The 22,819-nt window shown below is 70.9% G+C and carries 24 protein-coding genes and 1 tRNA gene; 12 read left to right on the top strand and 13 right to left on the bottom strand.

Going from position 1 to position 22,819, the window contains the following annotated elements:
• Window positions 1-94: 94 nt before the first annotated feature.
• The 5 genes from J2Y42_RS11815 to J2Y42_RS11795 are packed head-to-tail and all read right to left on the bottom strand — an operon-like array spanning window position 95 to window position 5,738.
• Entirely contained in the window at window positions 95-865 is a 771-nt protein-coding gene (locus tag J2Y42_RS11815; RefSeq protein WP_309858700.1) for a hypothetical protein, read from the bottom strand.
• Window positions 853-2,559, bottom strand: coding sequence for a protein kinase domain-containing protein (locus J2Y42_RS11810; protein WP_309858698.1), 1,707 nt, complete (start codon window positions 2,557-2,559; stop codon window positions 853-855). Before J2Y42_RS11810 ends, J2Y42_RS11815 begins: the two co-directional genes overlap by 13 nt.
• 5 nt (window positions 2,560-2,564) lie before the next feature.
• Window positions 2,565-3,851 (bottom strand): FHA domain-containing protein, encoded by a 1,287-nt coding sequence (locus J2Y42_RS11805; RefSeq protein ID WP_309858694.1) that lies wholly within the window; start codon window positions 3,849-3,851, stop codon window positions 2,565-2,567.
• Between the two features lie 7 nt (window positions 3,852-3,858).
• Complete coding sequence (locus tag J2Y42_RS11800; RefSeq protein ID WP_309858692.1) at window positions 3,859-4,674, bottom strand: protein phosphatase 2C domain-containing protein; 816 nt, start codon at window positions 4,672-4,674, stop codon at window positions 3,859-3,861.
• Window positions 4,671-5,738 carry a TerC family protein gene (locus tag J2Y42_RS11795; protein WP_309858689.1) on the bottom strand — a complete coding sequence of 356 codons (1,068 nt, stop codon included), beginning with the start codon at window positions 5,736-5,738 and terminating at the stop codon, window positions 4,671-4,673. The genes J2Y42_RS11800 and J2Y42_RS11795 overlap by 4 nt, the downstream gene beginning before the upstream one ends.
• Window positions 5,739-5,949: 211 nt before the next feature.
• On the opposite strand from J2Y42_RS11795, the gene J2Y42_RS11790 reads away from it, so the two are divergent.
• From J2Y42_RS11790 to J2Y42_RS11775, 4 genes are all read left to right on the top strand, one after another.
• On the top strand, window positions 5,950-6,177 hold the full coding sequence (locus tag J2Y42_RS11790; RefSeq protein ID WP_309858687.1) for a KTSC domain-containing protein: 228 nt from the start codon (window positions 5,950-5,952) through the stop codon (window positions 6,175-6,177).
• A 105-nt stretch (window positions 6,178-6,282) separates the two neighbouring features.
• On the top strand, window positions 6,283-7,098 hold the full coding sequence (locus J2Y42_RS11785; protein WP_309858684.1) for an alpha/beta hydrolase: 816 nt from the start codon (window positions 6,283-6,285) through the stop codon (window positions 7,096-7,098).
• Window positions 7,095-8,495: a diguanylate cyclase gene (locus J2Y42_RS11780; protein WP_309858682.1), complete on the top strand. Its 1,401-nt coding sequence runs from the start codon at window positions 7,095-7,097 to the stop codon at window positions 8,493-8,495. Before J2Y42_RS11785 ends, J2Y42_RS11780 begins: the two co-directional genes overlap by 4 nt.
• 85 nt (window positions 8,496-8,580) lie before the next feature.
• Window positions 8,581-8,922, top strand: a complete 342-nt coding sequence (locus tag J2Y42_RS11775; protein WP_309858679.1) for a hypothetical protein — start codon at window positions 8,581-8,583, stop codon at window positions 8,920-8,922.
• A 16-nt stretch (window positions 8,923-8,938) separates the two neighbouring features.
• Here the strand turns inward: J2Y42_RS11775 and J2Y42_RS11770 are convergent.
• The 3 genes from J2Y42_RS11770 to J2Y42_RS11760 form a co-directional block, all read right to left on the bottom strand.
• Window positions 8,939-9,014, bottom strand: a tRNA-Glu gene (locus J2Y42_RS11770).
• Between the two features lie 74 nt (window positions 9,015-9,088).
• Window positions 9,089-9,991: a diacylglycerol kinase family protein gene (locus J2Y42_RS11765; RefSeq protein ID WP_309858676.1), complete on the bottom strand. Its 903-nt coding sequence runs from the start codon at window positions 9,989-9,991 to the stop codon at window positions 9,089-9,091.
• 76 nt (window positions 9,992-10,067) lie between these two features.
• On the bottom strand, window positions 10,068-12,161 hold the full coding sequence (locus J2Y42_RS11760; RefSeq protein WP_309858674.1) for a copper-translocating P-type ATPase: 2,094 nt from the start codon (window positions 12,159-12,161) through the stop codon (window positions 10,068-10,070).
• A gap of 86 nt (window positions 12,162-12,247) precedes the next feature.
• Between J2Y42_RS11760 and J2Y42_RS11755 the strand changes: the two genes are divergently transcribed.
• Window positions 12,248-12,886, top strand: coding sequence for an MBL fold metallo-hydrolase (locus J2Y42_RS11755; protein ID WP_309858671.1), 639 nt, complete (start codon window positions 12,248-12,250; stop codon window positions 12,884-12,886).
• On the top strand, window positions 12,883-14,259 hold the full coding sequence (locus J2Y42_RS11750; protein WP_309858669.1) for a deoxyribodipyrimidine photo-lyase: 1,377 nt from the start codon (window positions 12,883-12,885) through the stop codon (window positions 14,257-14,259). Before J2Y42_RS11755 ends, J2Y42_RS11750 begins: the two co-directional genes overlap by 4 nt.
• Before the next feature lie 19 nt (window positions 14,260-14,278).
• Here the strand turns inward: J2Y42_RS11750 and J2Y42_RS11745 are convergent, their stop codons facing one another.
• A complete protein-coding gene (locus J2Y42_RS11745; protein ID WP_018190629.1) occupies window positions 14,279-14,542 on the bottom strand; it encodes a hypothetical protein in 264 nt (87 codons plus the stop codon).
• Window positions 14,543-14,649: 107 nt separating this feature from the next.
• Here J2Y42_RS11745 and J2Y42_RS11740 point away from each other — a divergent pair, with 107 nt between their 5' ends.
• Entirely contained in the window at window positions 14,650-14,838 is a 189-nt protein-coding gene (locus tag J2Y42_RS11740) for a hypothetical protein (protein WP_309858665.1), read from the top strand.
• A gap of 64 nt (window positions 14,839-14,902) precedes the next feature.
• Window positions 14,903-15,664 (top strand): nuclease-related domain-containing protein, encoded by a 762-nt coding sequence (locus tag J2Y42_RS11735; RefSeq protein ID WP_309858661.1) that lies wholly within the window; start codon window positions 14,903-14,905, stop codon window positions 15,662-15,664.
• A gap of 102 nt (window positions 15,665-15,766) precedes the next feature.
• On the opposite strand, the gene J2Y42_RS11730 is transcribed toward J2Y42_RS11735, so the two are convergent.
• Entirely contained in the window at window positions 15,767-16,645 is an 879-nt protein-coding gene (locus tag J2Y42_RS11730) for a metal-dependent hydrolase (RefSeq protein ID WP_309858660.1), read from the bottom strand.
• An 86-nt stretch (window positions 16,646-16,731) separates the two neighbouring features.
• Here J2Y42_RS11730 and J2Y42_RS11725 point away from each other — a divergent pair, with 86 nt between their 5' ends.
• Together J2Y42_RS11725 and J2Y42_RS11720 are read left to right on the top strand one after the other, a co-directional pair.
• Window positions 16,732-17,697 carry a Dyp-type peroxidase gene (locus tag J2Y42_RS11725; protein WP_309858657.1) on the top strand — a complete coding sequence of 322 codons (966 nt, stop codon included), beginning with the start codon at window positions 16,732-16,734 and terminating at the stop codon, window positions 17,695-17,697.
• 236 nt (window positions 17,698-17,933) lie between these two features.
• Window positions 17,934-18,683 carry a hypothetical protein gene (locus J2Y42_RS11720; protein WP_309858654.1) on the top strand — a complete coding sequence of 250 codons (750 nt, stop codon included), beginning with the start codon at window positions 17,934-17,936 and terminating at the stop codon, window positions 18,681-18,683.
• A 419-nt stretch (window positions 18,684-19,102) separates the two neighbouring features.
• Here J2Y42_RS11720 and J2Y42_RS11710 read toward each other — a convergent pair whose 3' ends face one another.
• A complete protein-coding gene (locus J2Y42_RS11710; RefSeq protein WP_396427156.1) occupies window positions 19,103-19,996 on the bottom strand; it encodes a DMT family transporter in 894 nt (297 codons plus the stop codon).
• A 75-nt stretch (window positions 19,997-20,071) separates the two neighbouring features.
• Between J2Y42_RS11710 and J2Y42_RS11705 the strand changes: the two genes are divergently transcribed.
• Entirely contained in the window at window positions 20,072-20,581 is a 510-nt protein-coding gene (locus J2Y42_RS11705) for a MarR family transcriptional regulator (protein WP_309858650.1), read from the top strand.
• Window positions 20,582-20,707: 126 nt separating this feature from the next.
• Complete coding sequence (locus tag J2Y42_RS11700; protein ID WP_018190622.1) at window positions 20,708-20,989, top strand: hypothetical protein; 282 nt, start codon at window positions 20,708-20,710, stop codon at window positions 20,987-20,989.
• 15 nt (window positions 20,990-21,004) lie between these two features.
• Here the strand turns inward: J2Y42_RS11700 and sufU are convergent, their stop codons facing one another.
• A complete protein-coding gene (sufU, locus tag J2Y42_RS11695; protein ID WP_309858646.1) occupies window positions 21,005-21,442 on the bottom strand; it encodes a Fe-S cluster assembly sulfur transfer protein SufU in 438 nt (145 codons plus the stop codon).
• Complete coding sequence (locus tag J2Y42_RS11690) at window positions 21,439-22,728, bottom strand: SufS family cysteine desulfurase (RefSeq protein ID WP_309858645.1); 1,290 nt, start codon at window positions 22,726-22,728, stop codon at window positions 21,439-21,441. Before J2Y42_RS11690 ends, sufU begins: the two co-directional genes overlap by 4 nt.
• Between the last annotated feature and the right edge of the window lie 91 nt (window positions 22,729-22,819).

The raw sequence follows: 22,819 nt of genomic DNA, 5'->3' as shown, positions 1-22,819 counted from the left end.
CGCGTCTACGCTAACACGACCCCCCGACGCGTCCGGTATGGGGAGCACTCCCCATCAGGCCGGTTCGATCCCGCCGGGCCACGCGGGAAGCGCCTCAGTCGTCCGTGCCACCGTCCTCCCCGGAGGGCGTCCGGTCAAGTGCGGCGTCGGCATCGGTGTCGTCGTGCCGGTCGAGCAGCGGGAGGTCTTCGACGCCGACGAGACGGGTCGTCACCGCATACTCGACGAGCCGGGCCCGGCGGTTCGTCGCCAGCTTCCCGCGGCCGCCGCGCAGCCCGGCGACGCCCAGCTTGTCGAGCTTGTCGCAGACGTTGTCGAGCTTGCGGTTGAAGGTCGTCATACTCCAGCCCAGGCGCTCGGCGGCCTCGGCGGAGGTCGGGATGGTGCCGCGGCCGGGAACGGTCTGCGTCAGCACCCCCTCGGCGAGGGCGACGATCAGCTGGCGCTGGCTGGTGGTGAGCGTCACCGGGAGGACCGTGGTGGAGCCGCCCGCCGCATCCACCTGGACCGCGGTATTGAAGTAGTCCTCGTCGCTCGAGATGGTGAAGTCGTACGTCGTCGCGCCCGCGCTGAACATGACGTGCATCGTCTGGAAGACGATCGGCAGCTTCGCGCCCGGCGCGAGCCACGCCTGCATCGTGCCGGTCGCATCGGTGACCGTCGCGGTCAGCAGGGTGCCCACGTTGCTCAGCCACCACATCCCGTAGTCGTGCCCGACCGTGAGGAAGCGGCGATGCAGGTACGGGTTGTCGTCGATGGTGAGCTCGGCCTCGCGCCCGATGCCGAACTCGCTGCCCGGCTCGACGCTGTAGAGCTCGCCGCAGAACTCGACCGTGAGCGGCTTCGCGGCGGTCACGGCGCGCACGCCTTCAGCTGCTCGGAGGTGCGGCCGGCGCGGACCGTCGCGACGTCGATGCAGACCGGGACGCCCGGTGTGAGGTTCGCGAGGGTGACCTTTCGCTCGGCCGTGACGGAGGGACCGTTGGTCGTGCCCTCCTGCTGCCACGTGAACTGGTCGCCCTTCTGGGCGTCCGCCGTCTTCCACGTGAAGGTCGCGCTGGCGCCGTCCGGGGCGCGGACGGCGGAGACCAGCACCGGCAGCGGCACGACCGTGACGGCGATGCTGCCGCCGTCGCTCGGCTGGGCGCCCGGGCCGGTGGATGTGGAGGGAGCGGCGACGAGGTTGGCCACGACGGCCGCCGCGACCGCCAGGACGACCACGGCCGCGGCGCCGACGCCGATCCAGGTGAGGAGGCGTCGTCGCGGGTCGCGCACAGGGGCCGGTGCGTCCGGGCCGGATGCGTCGTCCGCACCGTCCCGCGGCGTCCCGTCGCCCTCTTCGGCCGAAGGGCGTGAGCGGAGGATGGTGTGGTCCTGCACCGGCTCGGCCGACGGGTGCTCGTCGGTCGTGGCGGAGCGCGCGGGCGGCTGTGCGGAGATGGGCACGACGCCGCGGACGCGGGTGGCCTCGGGCTCAGGCGCCGCGGGCACGGCAGGGGCGGCCTGTCGCTCGGCGGACCGCGCGTCGACCGCAGTCGGCGCGGGCGCCGGCTGCTGCGCCCGGATCGTGGCCACCGACCGCGCGCGGGTCTCCTGCTCCCCGCCGTCCGACGACGGGCCGGGGCGCGCATCCCCCACGCTGAGGTTCGGCACGTCGATGCTGGTCGGCGCGAGGCCCAGCTCCAGCTCGACGCGCTGCAGAGCCCGGGCGAAGTCGACGGCGGTCTGGTAGCGGTCCTCACGGCGGGTGGCCATGCCCCGCCGCAGGACGGAGGCCAGCGACGCCGGAACATCCGGCCGGTCGAGCGGCGTGATCATCCCGCGCTCGATGCGTCCCATCAGGTCGAGGGTGCCGTTCGAGCGTCCGGGGACCTCGAACGGCGTCCGCCCGGCGAGGAGCGTGTGCACGGTCGCGGCGAGCGAGAAGATGTCGCTGCGCACATCCGGATCCGGGTCGTCGGAGAACATCTCGGGCGGCGACCAGGGCACGCTGAGACCGACGCTGCGGCTGCCGGAGGTCGCGGTGTCCGACGGCGAGCTGCGCAATTCGGACAGCGTCGTCGTGTGCACCGGCAGCTCCTCGAGCGCGGAGGCGATGCCGAAGTCGGTCAGCGCCGGCCAGCCGAGCGCGTTGGTGAGCACGTTCGCGGGCTTGATGTCGCGGTGGAGGATGCCGGCCGCGTGGGCGGTCGCGACCGCGCTGGACAGCCGCACGCCGGTGCGCAGGGCGTCCTCGACGCCGATCCGCTCGCGCTTCAGCCGGTCGGCCAGCGACGGACCGGAGCAGTACTCCATGACGAGGAAGGGGCGGTCGTCTCCGGCCACGCCCGCGTGGAAGATCGTGACGATGTAGGGATGCGCGGAGAGCCGGGCCATCACGTTCGCCTCGGCGACGAAGCGGGCTCGCGCCGACTCGTCCACGCCGTCCGTCAGCAGCACCTTCACGGCGACGCTGCGCTTCGGCAGCTGCTGCTCGTAGAGGAAGACGTCCGAGAACCCACCGGATCCGAGCAGACGGATGAAATGGAAGCCGTCGAGCTCGGGCGGCTGCGAGGCCATGCGCCTCATCCGGCTGCCTCGACGGTCAGCGTCGCCCCGCTGCCGAGGTCGATCACGGTTCCGAGGACGACGGTGGTCGGCTCGCCGCTGCGAAGCTTCTGCGGTGTCTTGCCGGGCAGCACGATCAAGGTGCCGTTGCGCGAGTGCAGGTCGGTGACGACGACACTGTCGCCCTCGACCGCGACCGCGACGTGGGAGCGCGAGATGTCGTCCTCGGCGGTGGTCAGCGTGACCGGACGGGCGCCGCGGAGGGCGGGGACGGCCGAGACGCTCGGCGCACGGCCGACGACGACCGGTGCCGACAGCGGCTCCCGGCGGCCGTCGGAGAGCAGCACGGCGAACGTCTGCGGCGCGGGCTCGCGCGCAGGCTCCTGCTCGGTCTCCGTGGGTCGCGCACGCTGCGGCAGGTCTCCGCTCATGACGGTGAGCCCGTCGTGATCGCCCGCGAGGCGCCCCGCGGCCGGCGGGAAGGAGTCGGTGATGAAGCCGGGGAGGTCGATCTTCGGCGGGGCCGCGTCCTCCTCCTCCGGGCGGACGGCGGCGTCCTCGACGCTCCGCACCATGGTCGCCCCGAAGAGGTGGTCGTAGCCGGGCGCCTCGGACGGTTGCGCGGGCGCCGGTGCCGCGTCGGCGGACGGGACGTCGGCGAAGGTCGCCTCGGGGACGCGCGTGTGCGGATCGGGCTCGACTGGAGCCGGCGCGGGCTCGAACGCCTCGACGGCCGGTCCGGCGATCACCGGCTCGGGATCGACCTGCCCGGTGGCTGCCGATTCTGAGCCGACCGCGCCGCCATCCAGGGCCAGCGCATCCACCGGTCCGGTCTCGCGCTCACGACGGGGCGGGGCCGCGACGGTCGCGCCGACATCCTCCGCCTGCTCCGCGGCGGACCAGACGACGCCGCCGGACCGCACGACGCCCTCCCCGAGCGGGAGCGTCTCCCCCGCGGCAGCGCCCAGGGTCACAGCGGTCGCGTCGGTCAGCTGCGTCTCGACCCACGACGAGACCCCGGAGGCCCGCACCGTGCGTTCGGCTCCGCCGTCAGCGATCGTCGCGCTGGCCGTCCCGCGCACGGCCAGCAGCACGGGCCCGGTGGATGCGTCCAGCAGCGCAAAGGACGGCGTACGGCTCAGCCCCCGGGCGACCAGCGCATCCAGTGTCTCGGCGAAGCCCGCGCGGACCGCCTCGAAGAGCGCCCGCAGCCGCGCAGGGTCGGTCTCGGCCACCAGCAGCGCCCGCGCACCCCCCGCGACGACCGCCCACTGCCCGGCTGCCGCCTGCTGCACTTCGAACACGGACGACCTACTCCCTCGGCTGCGTGTCTTCGAACTCCCGGCCGCTTCCGTCGGCGCGTTCTCGCGTGTCGACGGGGGCCGTGGTGTCCTCCCCGGTCACCGATTCAACCACGATCACGGTGATGTTGTCGTGGCCGCCGGCCTCGTTCGCCGCGTCCACCAGGGCGGACGCCGGGTCGGAGGGGCCCTGCGCGAGGATCTCGGCGATCCGCTGGTCGCTGAGCTCGCGCGTCAGGCCGTCGGAGCAGATGAGGAAGATCTGCCGGCCGCTCTCGGCGACCAGCTCGCTGTCGGTGTCCACGAAATCCTCGGCCCCGAGGGCTCGCGTGATCACGTTGCGCTCGGGGTGCACCGCGGCCTGCGCCTCGCTGATGAGGCCGGCATCCACCAGCTCCTGGACGGCGGAATGGTCCACGGTCAGCTGGCGCAGCTGCCGGCCGTCCCACGCGTAGACGCGCGAGTCGCCGACGTTGACGACCATCCACTGCTCCGCCGCCAGCTCCGGCACGCGGACGCGCACGATCCCGGCCAGCGTGGTGCCCGCCACCGCAGCACCCGACTCGTCGGCGCCGGAGAGCGACCGCACGGCGGCGTTCGCCTCGTCGATGGCGCGGATCACCTCATCCGGTGTCGGCCGCGAGCCCGGCTGCAGGGTGCGCGCGAGGCTCTCCACGGCCGTCCGGCTGGCCAGGTCGCCGCGCGCGTGACCGCCCATGCCGTCGGCGACGACGAACACCGGATCCTGCGCCAGAGCGCTGTCCTCGTTGACGTGCCGGACCGCGCCCGTGTCGCTGCGGACGGTCACGCCGACGAGAGAGCTCATGTGCGGGGGTCCTCCTGCGTGCCGTCGACGACCGTTTCCTCGGCCTCGTCCTCGTCGGATTCGTCACCGTGGATGGCCTCGGCGACGCTGGTGCCGCTCATCCGCAGCTTCACCAGACTTGCAATCGTAGCGACAACCATGGCGCCGACGATCACCAGCAGCGAGGTCCAGGTGCTGATATCGGGCGCCCACTCGATGTGCTCGCCGCCGTTGATGAACGGCAGCTCGTTCTCGTGCATCGCGTGGAACACCAGCTTCACGCCGATGAAGGCGAGGATGAACGCGATCCCGTACTTGAGGTACACCAGCTTGTCGAGCAGGTGCCCGAGCAGGAAGTACAGCTGCCGGAGGCCCATCAGCGCGAACACGTTGGCCGTGAAGACGATGAACGGGCTCTGGGTGATGCCGAAGATCGCCGGGATGGAGTCGAGGGCGAACAGCAGGTCGGTGGTGCCCAGGGCGATGAACACGATGATCAGCGGCGTGAACATCCGTCGGCCGTCCACCACCGTGCGCAGCTTGTTGCCGTTGTACTGGGTCGACACCTTCAGGTGCTTGCGGGCGAACTTGATGAACCAGGAGTCCTCCGCGCCCTCGTCGTCATGCTTGCCGAAGGCCTGGTTGAACGCCGTCCACAGCAGGAACGCGCCGAACAGGTAGAAGATCGCGCTGAAGCTCGCGATCAGACCGGCTCCCAGCAGGATGAACACCCCGCGGAAGATCAGCGCCAGGATGATGCCCACCATCAGCACTTCCTGCTGATACTTCCTCGGCACCGCGAACCGGCCCATGATGATCACGAACACGAACAGGTTGTCGATGCTGAGGCTGTACTCCGTCAACCACCCGGCGAGGAACTGCCCGGCGTGCTCCGCATCCCCCACCACCAGCATCAGCAGGGCGAAGATCAGCGCCAGCGCAACGTAGAAGGCGACCCAGAGCGCGGACTCGCGCGGGCTCGGGATGTGCGGCCTCTTGAAGATGATCAGCAGGTCGAAGGCGAGGATCAGCAGGAGGACGACGAAGGAGCCGATCTCGAACCAGAGGGGAAGCGCAGTGTGCAACGGGAGACCTTTCGGAGGGCGCGGAAAAGCACCGAAAGTCTCTCCTGCACCTCGTCGGTGCCGCTGTGCCCGGGTCCGCTGCTTCGCAGACCGTGCTGACGTGCACAGCGCCGGCCGGTCACAGGTTCGCACCTGCCGCCGAGCCGTCCGGGATACTCCCCTTCGCTTCGGACATCCTAGTGCCGTCGGAGGTCCGGCGTAGGGTGCGGACGTGGAGCGGGTGGCATTCGACAGCACGGTGATCGCGACGGCGGGGTACGACCCCTCCGTGCGGACGCTGGAGGTCGAGTTCGTGTCGGGCGAGGTGTACCGCTACTTCCTCGTGCCCGCGCGGGTGTGGCGCGAGCTGCGAGCCGCCGAGTCGGCGGGCTCCTACTTCAACGCCGCGGTGCGCGATCACTACCCGGAGGAGTGGATGCCGGGAGCAGCGACCCGGTGAACGGCACGATCCCGGTGCGGCGCGATCCCGGATAAGCTCGGGATGCGGAGACGGCCCATTGACGCCGGAGAGGGGCCGTTCCTCACACCGAAGATGGGACCCTGGATGCTGCAACCGACCGATGCTGTCGACGTCCGACGTCGCAACAGCGTCCGCGAGTCCGGTGATCCGTCCGGCCGTCCGATCGTCTTCGCGCACGGCTTCGGCTGCAGCCAGGAGATGTGGCGGCGGGTGGTCCCGCATTTCGAGTCCGACTTCCGGGTGATCGTCTTCGACCACGTCGGCGCGGGCGACTCCGATGTGAGCGCCTACGACCGGGCCAAGTACGACTCGCTTCACGGCTACGCCGACGACGTGCTCGAGATCTTCGAGGCCCTCGACCTCCACGACGCCGTCTTCGTCGGCCATTCCGTCAGCGCGATGATCGGCGTGCTGGCCGCCAACCGCTCCCCCGGGCGCTTCGGCCGCCTGGTGCTCGTCGGTCCGTCGCCGCGCTACATCGACGAAGGCGATTACGTCGGCGGTTTCACCCGCTCCGACATCGAGGGCCTGCTCGACACCCTCGACGACAACTATCTGGGGTGGTCGGAGGCGATAGCGCCCGTCATCGCCGGCAACCCCGACCGGCCGGAGCTCGGCGCCGAGCTGACCGCGAGCTTCTGCCGGACCGATCCGGCGATCGCCGGGCACTTCGCCCGCGTCACGTTCCTCTCCGACAACCGCGCCGACCTTCCCGAGGTCACCGTGCCCACCGTCGTGCTGCAGTGCTCGGAGGACGCGATCGCGCCCGGGCCGGTCGGGCGCTACGTTCACGCGCAGATCCCCGGCAGTGTGTTCGTGCAGCTCGACGCCACCGGGCACTGCCCGAACCTGTCCGGACCCGACGAGCTGGCCGCGGCCATCCGGAGCTCGCTGGCATGACGGCGGAGGAGATCACGTCGGAGGGACTCCCGGCGGATGCGCTCTACGACCGCGCGCCGTGCGGTCTCGTCACGCTGACCGAGGGCGGCCGCATCCTGCGCGTCAACGCCACCTTCGCCGCGTGGACGGGCCGTGCGGCGGACGAGCTCGTCGGGGCGGCGCTCACAGACCTGCTCGAGCCGGGTGCGCGGATCTTCTACGAGACCCGCTTCCTCCCGGTCCTCCACCTCCAGGGCGAGGTGCGCGAGGTCGCCCTGTCGTTCCGTACGACCCACGACGACGCGCTGCCCGTGCTCGTCAACGCGGTGGTCGACGAGGCCGAGGCCGGCCCTCTCATCCACGTCGCCGTCTTCGACGCCAGCCGCCGCCAGGATTACGAGCGCCAGCTGCTCGCCGCCCGCCGCATCGCGGAGGGGTCGGAGGCGCGCACCCGCGTGCTCCAGAACGCGACCACCGCCTTCGGCGAGAGCGACACCGTGGAGATGCTCGCGCAGGCGTTGGCGGAGAGCGCGCAGCAGGGTCTGGGCGCGATGGCGGCCGCCGTCTTCCTCGACGGCCACGAACCGCACCTGGTCGGCGGGACCGTCCCGTTGGATGCCGCGCTGCTCCCCGGCGGGCTCCCCGCGCTCGGCCCGGTCGGCCCCGCGCTCGCGACCTGGTCCGTCCGGGATGAACTGGCCCACCCGGACGTGGCGGCGGCCCTCCGCGCGGCTCGGCTCGACTCCCTGCTGACCGCTCCGCTCATCCACGCGGGCGCTTCGATCGGGACGCTGGCCTGCTACTTCTCGCGGCCTCCGGAGCTCGACGAGCACGCCGTCGAACTGCTCGGCTCGCTGTGCCGCCAAGCGACGCAGACGGTCGCGCGCCTCCAGTTGCAGGCGCAGCTCGCCGCGATCGCCCTGCACGACCCGCTCACCGGGCTCGCCAACCGCGTGCTGCTGCGCAGCCACATCACGGCCAGCGTCGCGTCGGCGATAGAGCGCCAGGAGCCGCTCGCCCTGATCTTCGTGGACCTGGACGACTTCAAGTCGGTCAACGACGAGCTGGACCACACCGCCGGCGACACCGTGCTCAAGCTGATCGCCGCCCGGCTGGTCTCCGCCGTGCGCGGCGACGACCTGGTGTGCCGCTACGGCGGCGACGAGTTCATCATCGTCTGCCAGAACACCGACCACGAGCGCGCGTCCGCGATCGCCGAACGCATCCGGGTCGCGATCAAGCAGCCTCTCCACGACGACGGCTGGCAGCGCGTCATCACCGCCAGCGTCGGCGTCACCGTGCACGCGGCCGGACCCTCGCGCGTCCTCAGCGGCCCGGAACTGCTGCGGGTCGCCGACAAGGCGATGTACCGGTCCAAGGACCGCGGAAAGGACCAGGTCAGCGTCATCACGCTGTGAGGCACCTGCTGCTCACCTCCGTCGCCCCCGTGATGCCTCGAACGTGGGAAGCCGCTCTGTACATCCGCCGTGCATGATTGTCGACATGTACACGACATCGGCGCAGAGACTCCGCGAGGAGATGTTGCGCCGCATGAATGACGGTTGGCACCTCGACGGCGAGATGGGCTCCGCGGAGATGCGGATGCTCCACCTCGTCACCCCGCCCGCCTGGCGCGTCGCCCTCGAGCTGGTCAACCCCGTGGCGTGGTTTTTGGGCCCGACCTATCCGACGGTCTACCGCAATGCATGTCCGGGTGGACGAAGCCGGCCGGCTGCATCGCCGCACAACCGGGAAGATCCCGAACGGCTGGCCGCAGGACCACGCGTGGGAAGCTCCCGACGGCCCGGTTCAACCCCAGGAAAAAGCCCGGATGCCAGTAAATGACTGGCATCCGGGCTGTTGGTGACCCCAGCGGGATTTGAACCCGCGTTACCGCCGTGAGAGGGCGACGTCCTAGGCCGCTAGACGATGGGGCCGTCTGGCAACTAGAAGATCATGCCACAGATGGGCGTGCTGTGCCAAAACGGGGCCGGCGTCCCGGGCGCGTCGCTTAGGCGAGCACCCGGAGCGCGCCGGCGGCGACCGAGACCTCCACCGGGAGCGGTCCGATGCGCTCGCCGTCGGCGTAGGCGATGACGCCCTCCGCCTCGATCCGCACCGACGCGACACGGAGGATGCTGACCTCCGGAAGGCCGGTGTGCTCACCACGGAAGACCTTCGGGAACATGCGGAGGAAGCGCACGCGCGACATCGGCCCGACGATGAAGAAGTCGAGGAGGCCGTCGGAGAGGTCCGCGTCCGGGACGATGCGCATGCCGCCGCCGAGCGAGCGGTTGTTGGCGACCGAGACGAGCATGGCATCCACCTCGATCGTGCGGCCGTCGGCGTGGATGCGGTAAGGCCGCGGTCTCAGCGTCGCGAGCTCTCGGAGAAGCGCGATGATGTAGCGGCTGCGGCCCCGCGGTCGCGACATCAGATTGGCGCGCTCGTTGACCGTCGCGTCGAAACCGGCGGAGACGACACAACCGAACCACGTGGTCAGTTCGCCGTGGCGGATCGTTCCGGCGTCGATCGTGCGCGGCTCGCGCTGCAGCGCATCCAGGAGCCGGTCGATGGCCGCCTCCGTGTCGTCGATCGGGATGCCGAGGCCGTCGGCGAGGTCGTTGCCGGTGCCGCTGGGGACGATGCCGAGCGGAATGCGCGTGTTCGCGACGAGGTCGATGCCGAGGTTGGCCATCCCGTCGCCGCCCACGACGACGAGCGCGTCGGCGCCGTCCGCCAGCACGCGGGCGGTCTCGCGACGGAGCAGCTCGATGTTCGCCTCCCCCATCGCGACGACGCGGTGACCGGCGTCGCGCAGGCGCTCGACGACACGCGGGCCGACCTCGCGGCGGTGGCCGAAGGACGCCATGGGGTTGACCGCGACGACCACGGCCCGCGGGAGTGCGGTCACGGACCCGATGATGGCACAGGCGGCGCCCCGCCTGCCGAAGGCGGGGCGCCGGTGCGTCGGAGCAGACGGCCGGCCGTCAGAGACGGACGCGTCGCAGCAACTGGGCGTTGATCGCGACCACGATCGTCGAGAGCGACATGAGCACCGCGCCGAACGCGGGCGACACCACGATGCCGACCCCGATCGCGACACCCGCCGCCAGCGGCAGCGCGATCACGTTGTAGCCGGTCGCCCAGGCTAGGTTCTGCAGCATCTTCCGGTAGGTCGCGGCGGAGAGTGTGATCACCTTCGCGACGCCGCGCGGGTCGCTGGAGGCGAGGACGACCCCGGCCGACTCGATGGCCACGTCTGTGCCGGCGCCGATCGCGATCCCGACGTCCGCCTGCGCGAGGGCCGGGGCGTCATTGACGCCGTCACCGACCATGGCCACGCGGGAGCCGTCCGCCTGGAGCCGGGCCACCGTGCCGGACTTGTCCCCGGGCAGGACCTCGGCGAACACCTCGTCGATGCCCAGCTGGGCGGCGACAGCGTCGGCCACGGCCTGCGCGTCGCCGGTCAGCATGGCGACCCGGACACCGCGATCCCGCAGCGACCGGACGGCCTCCCGCGACTCCGGTCGGACGACATCGGCGAGCGCGATCATGCCGGCGACACGGTCGCCGCGCAGGACGTAGACGACGGTCTGTCCCTCGGCCGAGGCCCGGTCGGCGCCCGCGCGGACCGCGTCCCCGGGGGTCAGGCCGCCCTCGGTCAGCAACCGGGGGGCGCCGACGGCGACCCGCTCGCCGTCGACGGTCGCGGCGGCTCCGCGTCCCCCGAGGGCTTCGAACCCGGACACCGGCTCGATCGTCAGGCCGCGCTGACGCGCCTCGCGGACGATGGCGGCGCCGATCGGGTGCTCCGCCGGCGCCTCCACGGACGCGGCGAGCGCGAGCAGGGCGTCGGCATCGCCGTCGTCGGCGACCACCGCGGCCACGCCTTGGCGGCCCTCGGTGAGCGTCCCGGTCTTGTCGAAGAGGACGACGTCGACGCGGCGGGCGTCCTCCATGGCGTGACGGTCACGGATCAGCAGCCCGTTGCGGGCGCCGATGGCGGTGGAGATCTGGGCGACCAGCGGGATGGCGAGGCCGAGCGCGTGCGGGCACGCGATGATGAGCACGGTGACGACCCGCTCGAGAATGAACGCGGGGTCACCCGGCCGCAGCAGCGTCCACGCGATCAGGGTGACGGTGGCGACGGCGAGCGCGACGTAGAACAGCCACGCGGCCGCGCGGTCGGCGAGCACCTGGGTGCCCGACTTGCTGGCCTGGGCGTCCGCGACGAGCTTCATGATGCCGGCGAGCGCGGTGTCCCCGCCCGTGCGCCCGACCCGGACGACGAGTGAGCCGCTCCCCGAGATGCTTCCGGCGACGACCTGCTCCCCCGGCCCGCGCGTCACCGGCTTCGACTCCCCGGTGAGGAGGGACTCATCCAGATCGCTGCGGCCGTCGACGATCTCGCCGTCGGCGGGCACGGCCGATCCGGGACGGACGCGGACCAGCTCGCCGACGCGCAGCTCGGAGACCGGTACGGAGACGGGCTCGGCGTGGATGTCGGGCAGCCGCTCGGCCGTGTCGGGCAGGAGCTTGGCGAGCTCGCCGAGCGCGTCCTGTGCGCCCATGACGGCGGACATCTCGATCCAGTGACCGAGCAGCATGATCAGGATCAGGGTGGCGAGTTCCCACCAGAAGTCCATGCCGGGGAGGCCCAGGGTCACGGCGACGCTGTAGCCGAAGGCGACCACGATGGCCAGCGAGATCAGGGTCATCATGCCCGGCTGCTTGGCTCTCAGTTCGTCCACGGCGCCGCGCAGGAAGACGAGCCCGCCGTAGAAGAAGATGATGACGCCGAAGACCGCGGGGATGTACTGGCTGCCCGGGAAGCGCGGCCCGTCGAGCCCGAGGATCTCCTGGAGGCCCTGCGAGAAGACCAGCGTCGGGATGGTGAAGACCAGCGTCAGCCAGAACTTCCGCTTGAAGATCGCGGGGTCGTGGCCCGCATGACCGGAATGGTCGTGCCCGGCGTGATCGTGTGCGGCGTGCTCGTGCTCCGCGTGACCGGAGTGGTCGTGCGCAGCGTGATCGTGCTCGCCGTGGTCGTGGACCGTCGTGTGCTCGTTCTTCTCGTCCATGTCACGAGCAACGGTACCCCCTAGGGGTATATTCCTCAAACGTGTCGTCCTTGCATGCGCATCCCATCCGGTATTTCCTGGGAACCATGAGACTCACCAAGTTCGAGCACGCCGGCCTCCTCCTCGAGCAGGACGGACAGAAGCTGTTCGTCGACCCGGGCAGCTTCACCTCTCCGCTCACCGACACCGCGAACGCCGTCGCCGTGGTCATCACGCACGAGCACCCCGACCACTGGACCCCGGAGCAGCTGAATCGCGTTCTCGACCTCTCCCCCGACGTGACGATCTTCGGCCCGGAAGGCGTGGCCGCCGCCGCCTCCGACTTCGACATCACGGTCGTCCACCCCGGTGACACGGTGGAGGCCGGCCCGTTCACCCTCCGCTTCTTCGGCGGGCGCCACGCCGTCATCCACGAGAGCATCCCGGTGGTCGACAACGTCGGAGTGCTCGTCAACGACGTGCTCTACTACGCGGGCGACTCGTTCTCGGCCCCGGAGGGCGTCGAGGTGGATGTGCTGGCCGCCCCCGCCGGCGCCCCCTGGATGAAGATCGCCGAGACCATGGACTACGTGCTCGCGGTGAAGCCGAAGCGCGCCTTCCCCATCCACGAGATGGTACTTTCCCGGGCGGGCAAGGACATGTCGAACGGGCGCCTGGCATGGGCGACCGAGCAGAACGGCGGCACCTTCTACCCGCTGGAGCCCGGCGACTCCCTCGACCTGTGAGCGACCGCCCGGCGGTCGTCTGGTTCCGCGACGACCTGCGGATCGCGGACAACCCCGCTCTGCACGCGGCCATCCAGACCGGCAGCCCGGTGCTCTGCGTCTTCGTGTGGGACGACGAGACGCCGGAGCTCCGGACGCCCGGCGCCGCCAGCCGGTGGTGGCTGCACCACAGTCTGGCGTCGCTGACCGAGTCGCTGGAGCGCCTGGGCGCCGGCCTCGTCCTGCTGCGCGGGCGGAGCGAGACCGTGATCGAGACGGTGCTGCGCGAGACCCACGCGTCCGCGATCTTCTGGAACCGGCGCTACGGCGGGGCGGAGCGGCGCATCGACGAAGCGGTGAAGACCGCGGCACGTGCATCGGGCGTCGAGGCCACGAGCTTCGCCGCCAACCTGCTCTTCGAGCCGTGGACGATCCGGACCGGGCAGGACACCCCGTTCTCGGTCTACACGCCGTTCTGGCGGGCCTGTCTCGCGGCCCCCGCGCCGCGGAAACCCGGACCCGCGCCCCGTGAAGTGCCTGGAGGAACCGCGCCCCGGTCCCTCGAGACCGTGGCGCTCGACGACCTCGGGTTCCTGCCGACGCATCCTGACTGGGCTGGCGGCCTGCGCGAGACCTGGGAACCGGGCGAGAAGGCGGCGCACGAGCAACTGAAGCGCTTTCTCGCCGACGATCTCGGCGACTACCGCGAGCAGCGCGACGTACCCGGTGTGGATGCGACCTCGCGCCTCTCTCCCCGGCTGCGCTGGGGAGAGCTCAGTCCGCACCAGGTGTGGCACGCCACCATCGAGAAGCGCCAGGGCGCCACGGCCCAGAGCGCGTCGACCTTCCTCTCGGAGGTCGGCTGGCGCGAGTTCGCCTATCACACGCTCTTCGAGCACCCGGACCTGGCGACCGTGAACATCCATCGCGAGTACGACTCCTTCCCGTGGCCGCGGCTGCATCCGTCTGCACTCCGGGCCTGGGAACAGGGTCGCACCGGCGTGCCCCTGGTGGATGCGGGGATGCGCGAACTGTGGAGAACCGGAGTCATGCACAACCGGGTGCGCATGGTGACCGCGTCGTTCCTGATCAAAAACCTGCTGATCGACTGGCGCCACGGCGAGCAGTGGTTCTGGGACACCCTGGTCGACGCGGATCCCGCCAACAACGCCTTCAACTGGCAGTGGGTCGCAGGCAGCGGCGCGGACGCCGCGCCGTACTTCCGCATCTTCAACCCGGAGCTGCAGCGACAGAAGTTCGACCCGCACGGCGACTACGTGCGCCGCTGGGTGCCCGAGTGGGACACTCCGGACTACCCCGAGCCGATGGTCGACCTCGCCGAGACGCGCAGGGCGGCCCTCGCCGCCTACGACGACGTCAAGCGCTCACGCTGAAACGGCCGCGGCCGCGGGCTCAGCGCCCGTGCTCCGCGAGGATCTGATCCACGTCGATGCTGCGCAGCAGGGCCTCCCAGTCGATGGCGCGTGCCTCGTCGGCGACCTCCTCGTCGGCGAGCACACGCCCGGAGCGCTCCACCACGACGCCGCGCGGCAGCATCCTGTTCAGCTCGGCCAGGATGGCGTCATCCACCGCCTCGGTGTCGAAGTCGGCGCCGACGCGCGCGTAGTAGTCGCCGGACAGCGTGTAGGAGACGATCCCGGTTTCAATGCGGCTCATGTGCCGCATGCTAGCCCGTCCCGGCCGCGAATCGTCAACCGGGTCCCCGATCCGGGCCCGGGCGCCGGGCGTGGGCCGGCGCGACCGACGCGGGTACAGTGCGCCGCATGACCGATCGACCGGATGACACCGCAGCACCCCGCGACGCCGACGAGCTCACCGACGCCGTGAGCGACCTCGGCAAGACCGACACGGACCGCCTGGAGGCGGTGCAGGAGCACAACGACTCGCTGGAGGAACGTCTCCCCGACAGCAGCGAACTCCCCCGCACTCACGGGACCCCCGGGCAGGGGTAGCCGCGTCGATCCGTCCCCGACCGGGGACTGGGGGCGCCGCCGGTGCGCTCGATAGCGTGGCCGGATGAGTGCACAGCGGATGCGAGACCGCGCCCCCGGGACGGCCGTGATGGAGCAGGTGGTCCGCCTGCAGGAGGCGGCTCCGCCGCGCTCACCGCTGGCCCGGGCGTTCGGGATGGATCCGCTTCCGGCTGGCGCCCAGCCGTGGTTCGCCGGTGCTCTGGGCGAGCGCCAGGTCGGTGCGACGCTGGGGCGGCTGCCGAAGGGATGGACTGCGTTCCACGCCGTCCCGGTCGGCTCAGGAGAGGCGGATGTCGACCACCTCGTCGTCGGCCCGGGCGGCGTGTTCGTCATCAACACGAAGCACCATCGCGGCGCACGTGTGTCGGTCTACGACCGGTCCGTGCTGGTCAACGGCGTCAAGCAGCCCTACCTGCGGAACTCCGACCTCGAGGCCTCGCGCGTCCGTGGCCTGCTGATGCGGGCCGGGATCGAAGCGCCCGTCCACGCGGCGATCGTAGTGGTCGGCGCGAAGGAGGTACGCATCCACCGCAAGCCGGTCCGCACCGCCGTGGTGCACTCCGAGGGGCTCGTGCGCTGGCTCACCCGCCGGCCGGCGGCTCTGGATGAGGAGACCGCCGCACGGGCGGCCCGCCTGTTCGACGACCCGGCCAGCTGGCGGACCGTCGCCTCGCCTGGCGATACCGCGGAGCGCTTCGGCGCGATCGAGCGTGAGGTGCGCAGCGCGCAGCTGGTGCGCGCCGGCTGGGGTCTCGCCGCCGGACTCGCCCTCGCCGCTGCCGCCCTCCCGTTCCTCCCCCACTGACGACCACGCCGACCCACGCCGACAGCTCCTGAGTTTTTCCGCGTTTTCGGCGACGAAAGGCCGAAAAAGTCAGGAGCTGATGGCGGGAGGGACGACGCGGGGTTACGCGAGGTGCGCTGTGGTGCGCATCGTCACGGTGACGGCACCCTCGGCGTCGGCGAGGTCGAGAGCGATCTCGGCGCCGGTGAGCTCGGTGAGCGACCGCAGGTGGGTGCCGCCGCACGGGATCTCGACCGCCCCCTCCGGCAGCTCGGCCCGCCAGCGGCGCCGGTCGCCGAGGCCCTGGCGTCCTCCCTCGCGCACGATCGAGATGGCGGCGCCGCTCGCGATCCAGTCGGTGAGCGTGCGATTCGCGGCGGCGGTCACCTCGGCCAGCTGCGCGGGGAGATCGGCCGCCGCGAATCCCTTCTTCCGCAGGCTCTTGCCGATGCGGTACTCGTCGAGCGAGCCGCCCTCGAGGATGTGCGAGCTCGTGATCGCGAGCTGATCGAAGTTCGGGCGTCCGCGGCCGTCGACGGCGACCTCCTTCGTCCACAGGCCGGCGAGCGCGTCGTTCAGCGCGAGCGACGCCAGATGGCAGGCGGTGTGCCCGGCGGAGAGGGCGCCACGACGAGCCGGGTCGACGCTGACGACGACGGCCCCTCCCGGCTCGATGCCCGCAGCATCCTCGACCAGGTGGCACACGACGAAGGCCCAGCCGTCTGTTCCCGTGCGGACCGGCGCGTCGCCGACGTGCAGGGTGGTGCCGTCGGTCGCGCCGATCACCGCATCCACCACCTCGTAGGCACGCCCGTCGACGGTCAGCGTCCCGGCGTCGGCGGGCTGATCCGGCCACACCGGATCGATCGGATGGAACGCCGTCCGATCGAGCACCACGGCCGAGCGGCCGTCCGGCAGCGGTTGGACGAGGACGACGGTCCCGGTGGAGGTCAGATCGCCGTCGGGATAGGTGACAGCGGTGTCGATGGAGGGCAGGCTCATCCCTCCAGCCTAGGTCGGAGCGGAACGGCACGCCCGTGCGTCCGGGCGAGTGGCGACGCGACGCCCCGATACGGCAGCATGGCGGCATGGCGAACACCGGCGACCAGCCCTGGCAGCGCGTCCCCATCGATCCGCAGAGCGTCGACGCACCGCTCTCGCGCGCCGCGGTCTTCCTGGTGGTGACGGTCGACGACACGCCGGAGGCGCTCGCCACCGTGAAGGATGTGCTCGGCGGCATCACCGACCAGGTGAAGACGGTCGGATTCCGCGACCTCGGCGCCCGGCTCTCGTGCAACGTCGGGATCGGCGCCACGCTCTGGCCGCGCCTCACCGACATGCCGCTCCCGCGCGAGCTGCACCCGTTCCGCGAGATCGCCGGGTCGGTGCACACCGCCGTCTCGACGCCGGGCGACCTGCTGTTCCACATCCGCGCCGAGCGGAGCGACTTCACGTTCGAGCTGGAGCGCCAGCTCCTCGACTCCCTCGCCGGTGCTGTCGAGGTCGTGGATGAGGTGGTCGGTTTCCGCTACTTCGACGCGCGCGACCTGCTCGGCTTCGTCGACGGCACCGCCAACCCGGCGGGTGGCGACATGACGCAGGCGACCGTCGTCGGCGACGAGGACCCGGATCACGCGGGCGGCAGCTACGTCGTCGTGCAGAAGTACCTGCACGACCTGGGGGCGTGGAACCGCCTCCCCGTGCCGTCGCAGGAGGGCGTGATCGGCCGCACCAAGGTCGAGAACATCGAGCTGGACGACGCCGAGCACGGCCAGAAGTCGCACAAGACCCTCGCGACGATCGTCGACGAGGCAGAGGTCGAGCACGACATCCTGCGCGACAACATGCCCTTCGGCCGTCCGGGACACGGCGAGTTCGGCACCTACTTCATCGGCTACTCCCGCGCGCTCTGGGTGATCGAGCGGATGCTGGAGCGGATGTTCGTGGGTGACCCGGAGGGCAGCTACGACCGCATTCTCGACTTCTCCACCGCGGCGACCGGCTCGACGTTCTTCGCGCCGACGCGGAGCTTCCTGGAGTCGCTCGGCAGCTGACCGGGCGCTCGATCCAGCGGCTCCGCGAACAGGGTGAGGCATAGCCCGCGGGGCCGACAGCGTCACAAACCGCCGTTCGGAGTCCGCGGCCGGCGGTTGCATTCATAGCCGAGCAGCTCGGCTGTCTGCGCGTCACGATTCGATAGACGCCGTCGTCTACCTGGGTAAGGAAGGGCCTTGGCCCCGGACGTTCGCGCGAACCCGCGCGTTGGAAGATGTGCGAATCGGAGACTCAGATGAACCGACTGACGAAGGTGGCGTCGGCAAGCGGCATTGTGCTGGGCCTGGTTCTTGGGACGGGGATCACCGCGGCGAATGCGGACGAGGAACCGGCTTCGGCCGAGGCCCTGTTCAGCGACTTCGTGGACGCATTGAACGTCAGCGACGCCGCCGATGCCGCCCTCGACCAGACGTTCGACCAGCTGCCTGCGGCTGAACAGGAGCGGGTCGCCGACGCGATCGAGGAGGACCCGCTGTCGCTGATGCAATTCAGCTCGGGTGCCCCGACCCTGACCTCGGGCAGTGCAACCGTCGCACTGCCGGCGCCGGCACGCACCAGTGCCGGCTCCATCACGACGGCGTCGCAACACAGCGTCCCCGACAGCAAGCGAGCGACGGCGCGGAACGCCGCGAGTGCACCCCACATTCAGACTGCCGCCTCCAACCCCCGGTACACGGCGACCTACCCGGTGAACGCAAGCCTGTTCGGGGTCACGACCGGCACCTTCACCATGCGATACGTCTTCGAAGCAACATCCACCAACGTGACCCGCAATCTGGAGTGCACGGGGTGGTTCACCGGGGCAGCCGGAGTCTGGAACATCAGCACCAGCCAGAGCAACTACGTCTCCGGCGGTTCGGGCGCATGCACCGTCAGGTACAACATGGCGCTCGCTTTCAAGGGCTCTCTCTTCAGCGCCAACAAGCAGCAGCAGCTCATCTACAAGGGCACCCGGCTCACCAGCGCGACCCTGAAGAACGTCTGACCATGATCGCCCCGGCAACGACCAGAACCGAGCCCGCTGTGACCGACCGATGGCTCCTGGTCGCCTCCATAGCGGTCAGCGTACTTGCCCCGGTCGTGTGGCCCGCTCTTATCGGTGCGGCCGTCCTCCTCGTTTGGGTCTCGGTGCGATTGGCCCGACAGCGACCTCGGTCGGTGGCACTGCTCACCACCGCGATTGTCGCGCTCAGCTTGTCGATCGCTTTCGCGGTGGCACTGGGCGTGGCTACCGCCGCAACCGTCTCTGACCCGGGAGACGGAGGAGTGACGCTCATTCAGGAGTGAGCGCATCACCCTTCACTGAGCCCGGCTCGAAGACACCTACTTCTTCGGCTACTCCCGTGCGCTCTGGGTGATCGAGCGGATGCTGGAGCGGATGTTCGCCGGCGACCCGAAGGGCAACTACGACCGCATCCTCGACTTCTCGACCGGTTCGACCGGCTCGACGTTCTGCGCGCCGACCCGCAGCTTCCTGGAGTCCTTCGGCAGCCGACCGAGCGCGATGCCCGCCAGCACGATCGCGAGTCCCACCAGCTGCCGCCCGCTCAGCGCCTCCCCCGCGACCAGCGCGCCGAGCACCACGCCGGTGACGGGGTTGAGCAGCCCGATCAGTCCGACCGTTCCGGCCGGCAGGTGCCGCAGGCCCGCGAACCACGCGACGAACGCCAGTGCGGTCGCGATCACGGTGACGTAGGCGAACCCGGCGATCGCCGCGCCGTCCAGCGCCGGAGGCGCGCCTTCGACGATCACGGCGACCGGCAGCACGAGCAGCCCGCCGGCCAGCAGCTGCCAGGCGGTGGACGCGATCAGGTCGACCGCTCCCCAGCGCGTCGCGAGCGCGTAGCCGATCGCCGAGCCGACCAGGGCGGTCACCGCGAGGACGACCCCGAGTCCGTCGACCGCATCCGCTCCCCCGAACAGCATGAGCGCGACGCCCACGATGCCCGCCGCACCTCCCGCGAGTGCCAGCGCGCGCGGCCGCTGCCCGAGGATGATCCGGCCGGCCGCCATCATCACGAGCGGTGACGCCGCCATGACCGTCGAGGCGACGCCGGAGGGCAGGCGTTGCGCCACCGCGTAGACCAGCGCGAAGAAGCCGCCGGTGTTCAGCACGCCCAGCACGGCGGACCGCCACCACCAGGCACCGTGCGGACGGCGACGACTGATCGCCAGCAGGATCACTCCGGCCGGGAGGGCGCGGATGACGGCTCCCCAGAGCGCATCGTCGGGCAGCACGGCCCGCGTGACGACGTACGTGGAGCCCCACGCGACGGGCGCGATGGCGGTGACGAGCATCCACCGCCAGGTCGAGGTGGGTCGGTTATCTTCCATGGAAGCTACTTTAGCTTCCATGGAAGGTATTGTGAAGGGATGGACCAGGAACCCGCAGAGAAGACCGACGCCGTCGCGCGCATCCAGGCCGAGTGGCGCCGCGAGCGTCCGGACCTCGACCCGTCGCCGCAGGGCGTCATCGGTCGACTGCACCGCGTCGCCGCCCGGCTCACCGACGAGCTGGTGGCCGTCTACGAGGCGCACGGTCTCGCCGAGGGCGACTTCGACGTACTCGCCACCCTGCGCCGCGCTGGAGCACCCTACGAGCGGACGGCCGGCGAACTCGCCGAGCACACCATGATCACCACCGGCGGCATGACGAAACGCATCGACCGCCTGGAGCGCGCCGGTCTCGTCACCCGCCGCGCCTCCGAGACCGACGGCCGCGGCCGGGTCGTGGCGCTCACCTCGCGCGGACGCGAGACCATCGACGCCGCCTTCACGGATCACCTCGCCAACGAGCGCCGCCTCATCGACGAACTGAGCCCACGGGATGCCGCCGAGCTCGAGCGCATCCTCACCGTCTGGCTCTCCCGGCTGGAGCCGTGACCGGTGCCCGACAGCACCCGCGGAAGACGCCCCGACACACCTCCGGCGTAACGCGGCGCAGGTTTTCGCAACAGGTCGTCATGTTCGTGGCGACGGCGCGCGGCCACGCGGTACAAACGGTCGATCATGTCGCGCATCTTCACGAGCAAGTTCAGTCCGGGACGGGCCCGCTGGGAGCTGGTCGTCAGCCCGCAGGGCGACGTGTACGCCTTTCCGCTCACGCTGCCGCTCGCCCAGCGTCAGGTGCTGGGCGGCCACCGCCGCTACCTCGTCGGGCGCGTCACCCGGGGCGCGCAGGCGTGGACGGCCGCCGGTCCCTCGGGTCTCGTCTACGGCACGACGTTCCCGTCACTGCCGTCAGCGTTGGAGGCGATCGCCGACGAGGTGGATCTGGCACCGGTTCCCTGACGGCGACCGCGCCGATCAGGCGGACTTGAGCAGCGCGTCCTCGAGGGCCACCCACGGCAGCATCGCGCACTTCACCCGCGTGACGTACTTGGAGACGCCGGCGAGGGCGACCGCGTCGCCGAGCAGTTCCTCGTCGCCCTCCAGCGCGCCTTTCGAGTGCATGAGTTCGCGGAAAGCGGCAATGGATGCGGCCAGCCGCTCGCGGTCCACCTCCTCGACGAGGTCGCTCAGCAGCGACGCGGAGGCCGTCGAGATCGAGCAGCCGTGCCCCTCCCAGCCGATCGAGAGGATGCGCCCGTCGGCCGCGGTGCGCACGCCGACCGTCACCTCGTCGCCGCAGGTGGGGTTGAACTGGTGCGAGGTCGCGGCCTCGTCGCCCGCGATTCCGTAGCCGTGCTTCTCGCGGGCGTGGTCGAGGATGACCTGCTGGTACAGGTTCTGCAGGTCGCTCATCGGACTCCCCCGCTCGTGACGCCGAAGAAGACGCGGGCGTCGGCGATCGCCTCGACGGCCGCGTCCACTTCGTCCGCCGCGTTGTAGAGGTAGGTGCTGATGCGCGTGCTGGCCGTCGCGCCGAACCTGCGGTGCACAGGCTGCGCGCAGTGGTGGCCGACCCGCACCGCGATGCCGCGGTCGTCGAGGAACTGGCCGACGTCGTGCGCGTGGATGCCGTCCACCACGACGCTCGCGAGGCCGACCCGCGGCACACCGGCACCCGGGCCGAGCACGCGCACGCCCTCGACCTCCGCGAGGCGGGCGAGCAGCCGCTCCCCCAGCGCCTCCTCGTGCGCTTCGATCGCGGGCATTCCGACCGCATCGAGGTAGTCGACGGCGGCGGCGAGGGCGACGGCCTGCGACACGCGCTGGGTCCCGGCCTCGAACCGCTGCGGTGCCGGGAGGTACTCGGCGCCCTCCAGCGTCACCTGCGTGATCATGGAACCGCCGGTGAGGAAGGGCGGGAGGGCGTTCAGCAGCTCGCTGCGGCCGTAGAGGGCGCCGACGCCGGTCGGGCCGAGCATCTTGTGGCCCGAGAACACGGCGAAGTCGACGTCCAGAGCGGGCAGGTCGACCGCCAGATGCGGGACGGACTGGCAGGCGTCCAGCACGACGAGCGCGCCGTGTTCGTGGGCCAGCGCGACGAGCTCGGCGACGGGGTTGATGCCGCCGAGCACGTTGGAGACGTGCGCGAACGCGACAACGCGCGTGCGCGGGCCGATGATCTCGGCGGCCTGGTCGAGCCGCAGCATCCCCTCGTCGGTCAGGCCGATCACGCGCAGGGTCGCGCCCGTGCGCGCGGCGAGCTCCTGCCAGGGGATGAGATTGGCGTGGTGCTCCGCCTCCGTCACGACGAGTTCGTCGCCCGGGCGGAGACGGAAGCGCTCGGCCGCCGCGCCACCGCGCCCGAGGGAGGCGTTCGACATCCCGTACGCCAGCAGGTTGATGCCCTCGGTCGCGTTGGAGGTCCAGACCAGTTCCTCCGGCTGTGCGCCGACGAAGCCGGCGACGCGCGCCCTGGCGTCCTCGAACAGCTCGGTCGCCTCGCCCGCCACCGTGTGCGCCCCGCGGTGCACGGCCGAGGTGAAGCGCTCGGCGAACTCGCGTTCGGCGTCGAGCACCTGGCGCGGCTTCTGCGACGTGGCGCCGGAGTCGAGGTAGACGAAGGGGTGCCCGTTCACCTCTCGCGAGAGGATCGGGAAGTCCGCACGGAGGGCGGCCGTGTCGAGGGTGTCGGTGCGCATACGGGCGTCAACGTTACCGGGGTCCACTTCAATCCCGCTGAGTGTGTCGTTCGCTTCGCGACCGCCTCCGACGTCCCTTCGCTTTCGCTCC

The sequence above is a fragment of the Leifsonia sp. 1010 genome (genome assembly GCF_031455295.1).
Lineage (GTDB): Bacteria > Actinomycetota > Actinomycetes > Actinomycetales > Microbacteriaceae > Leifsonia.
Note: the sequence above shows the minus strand (reverse complement) of the source record. Positions and strands in the feature narration are given on the sequence as shown.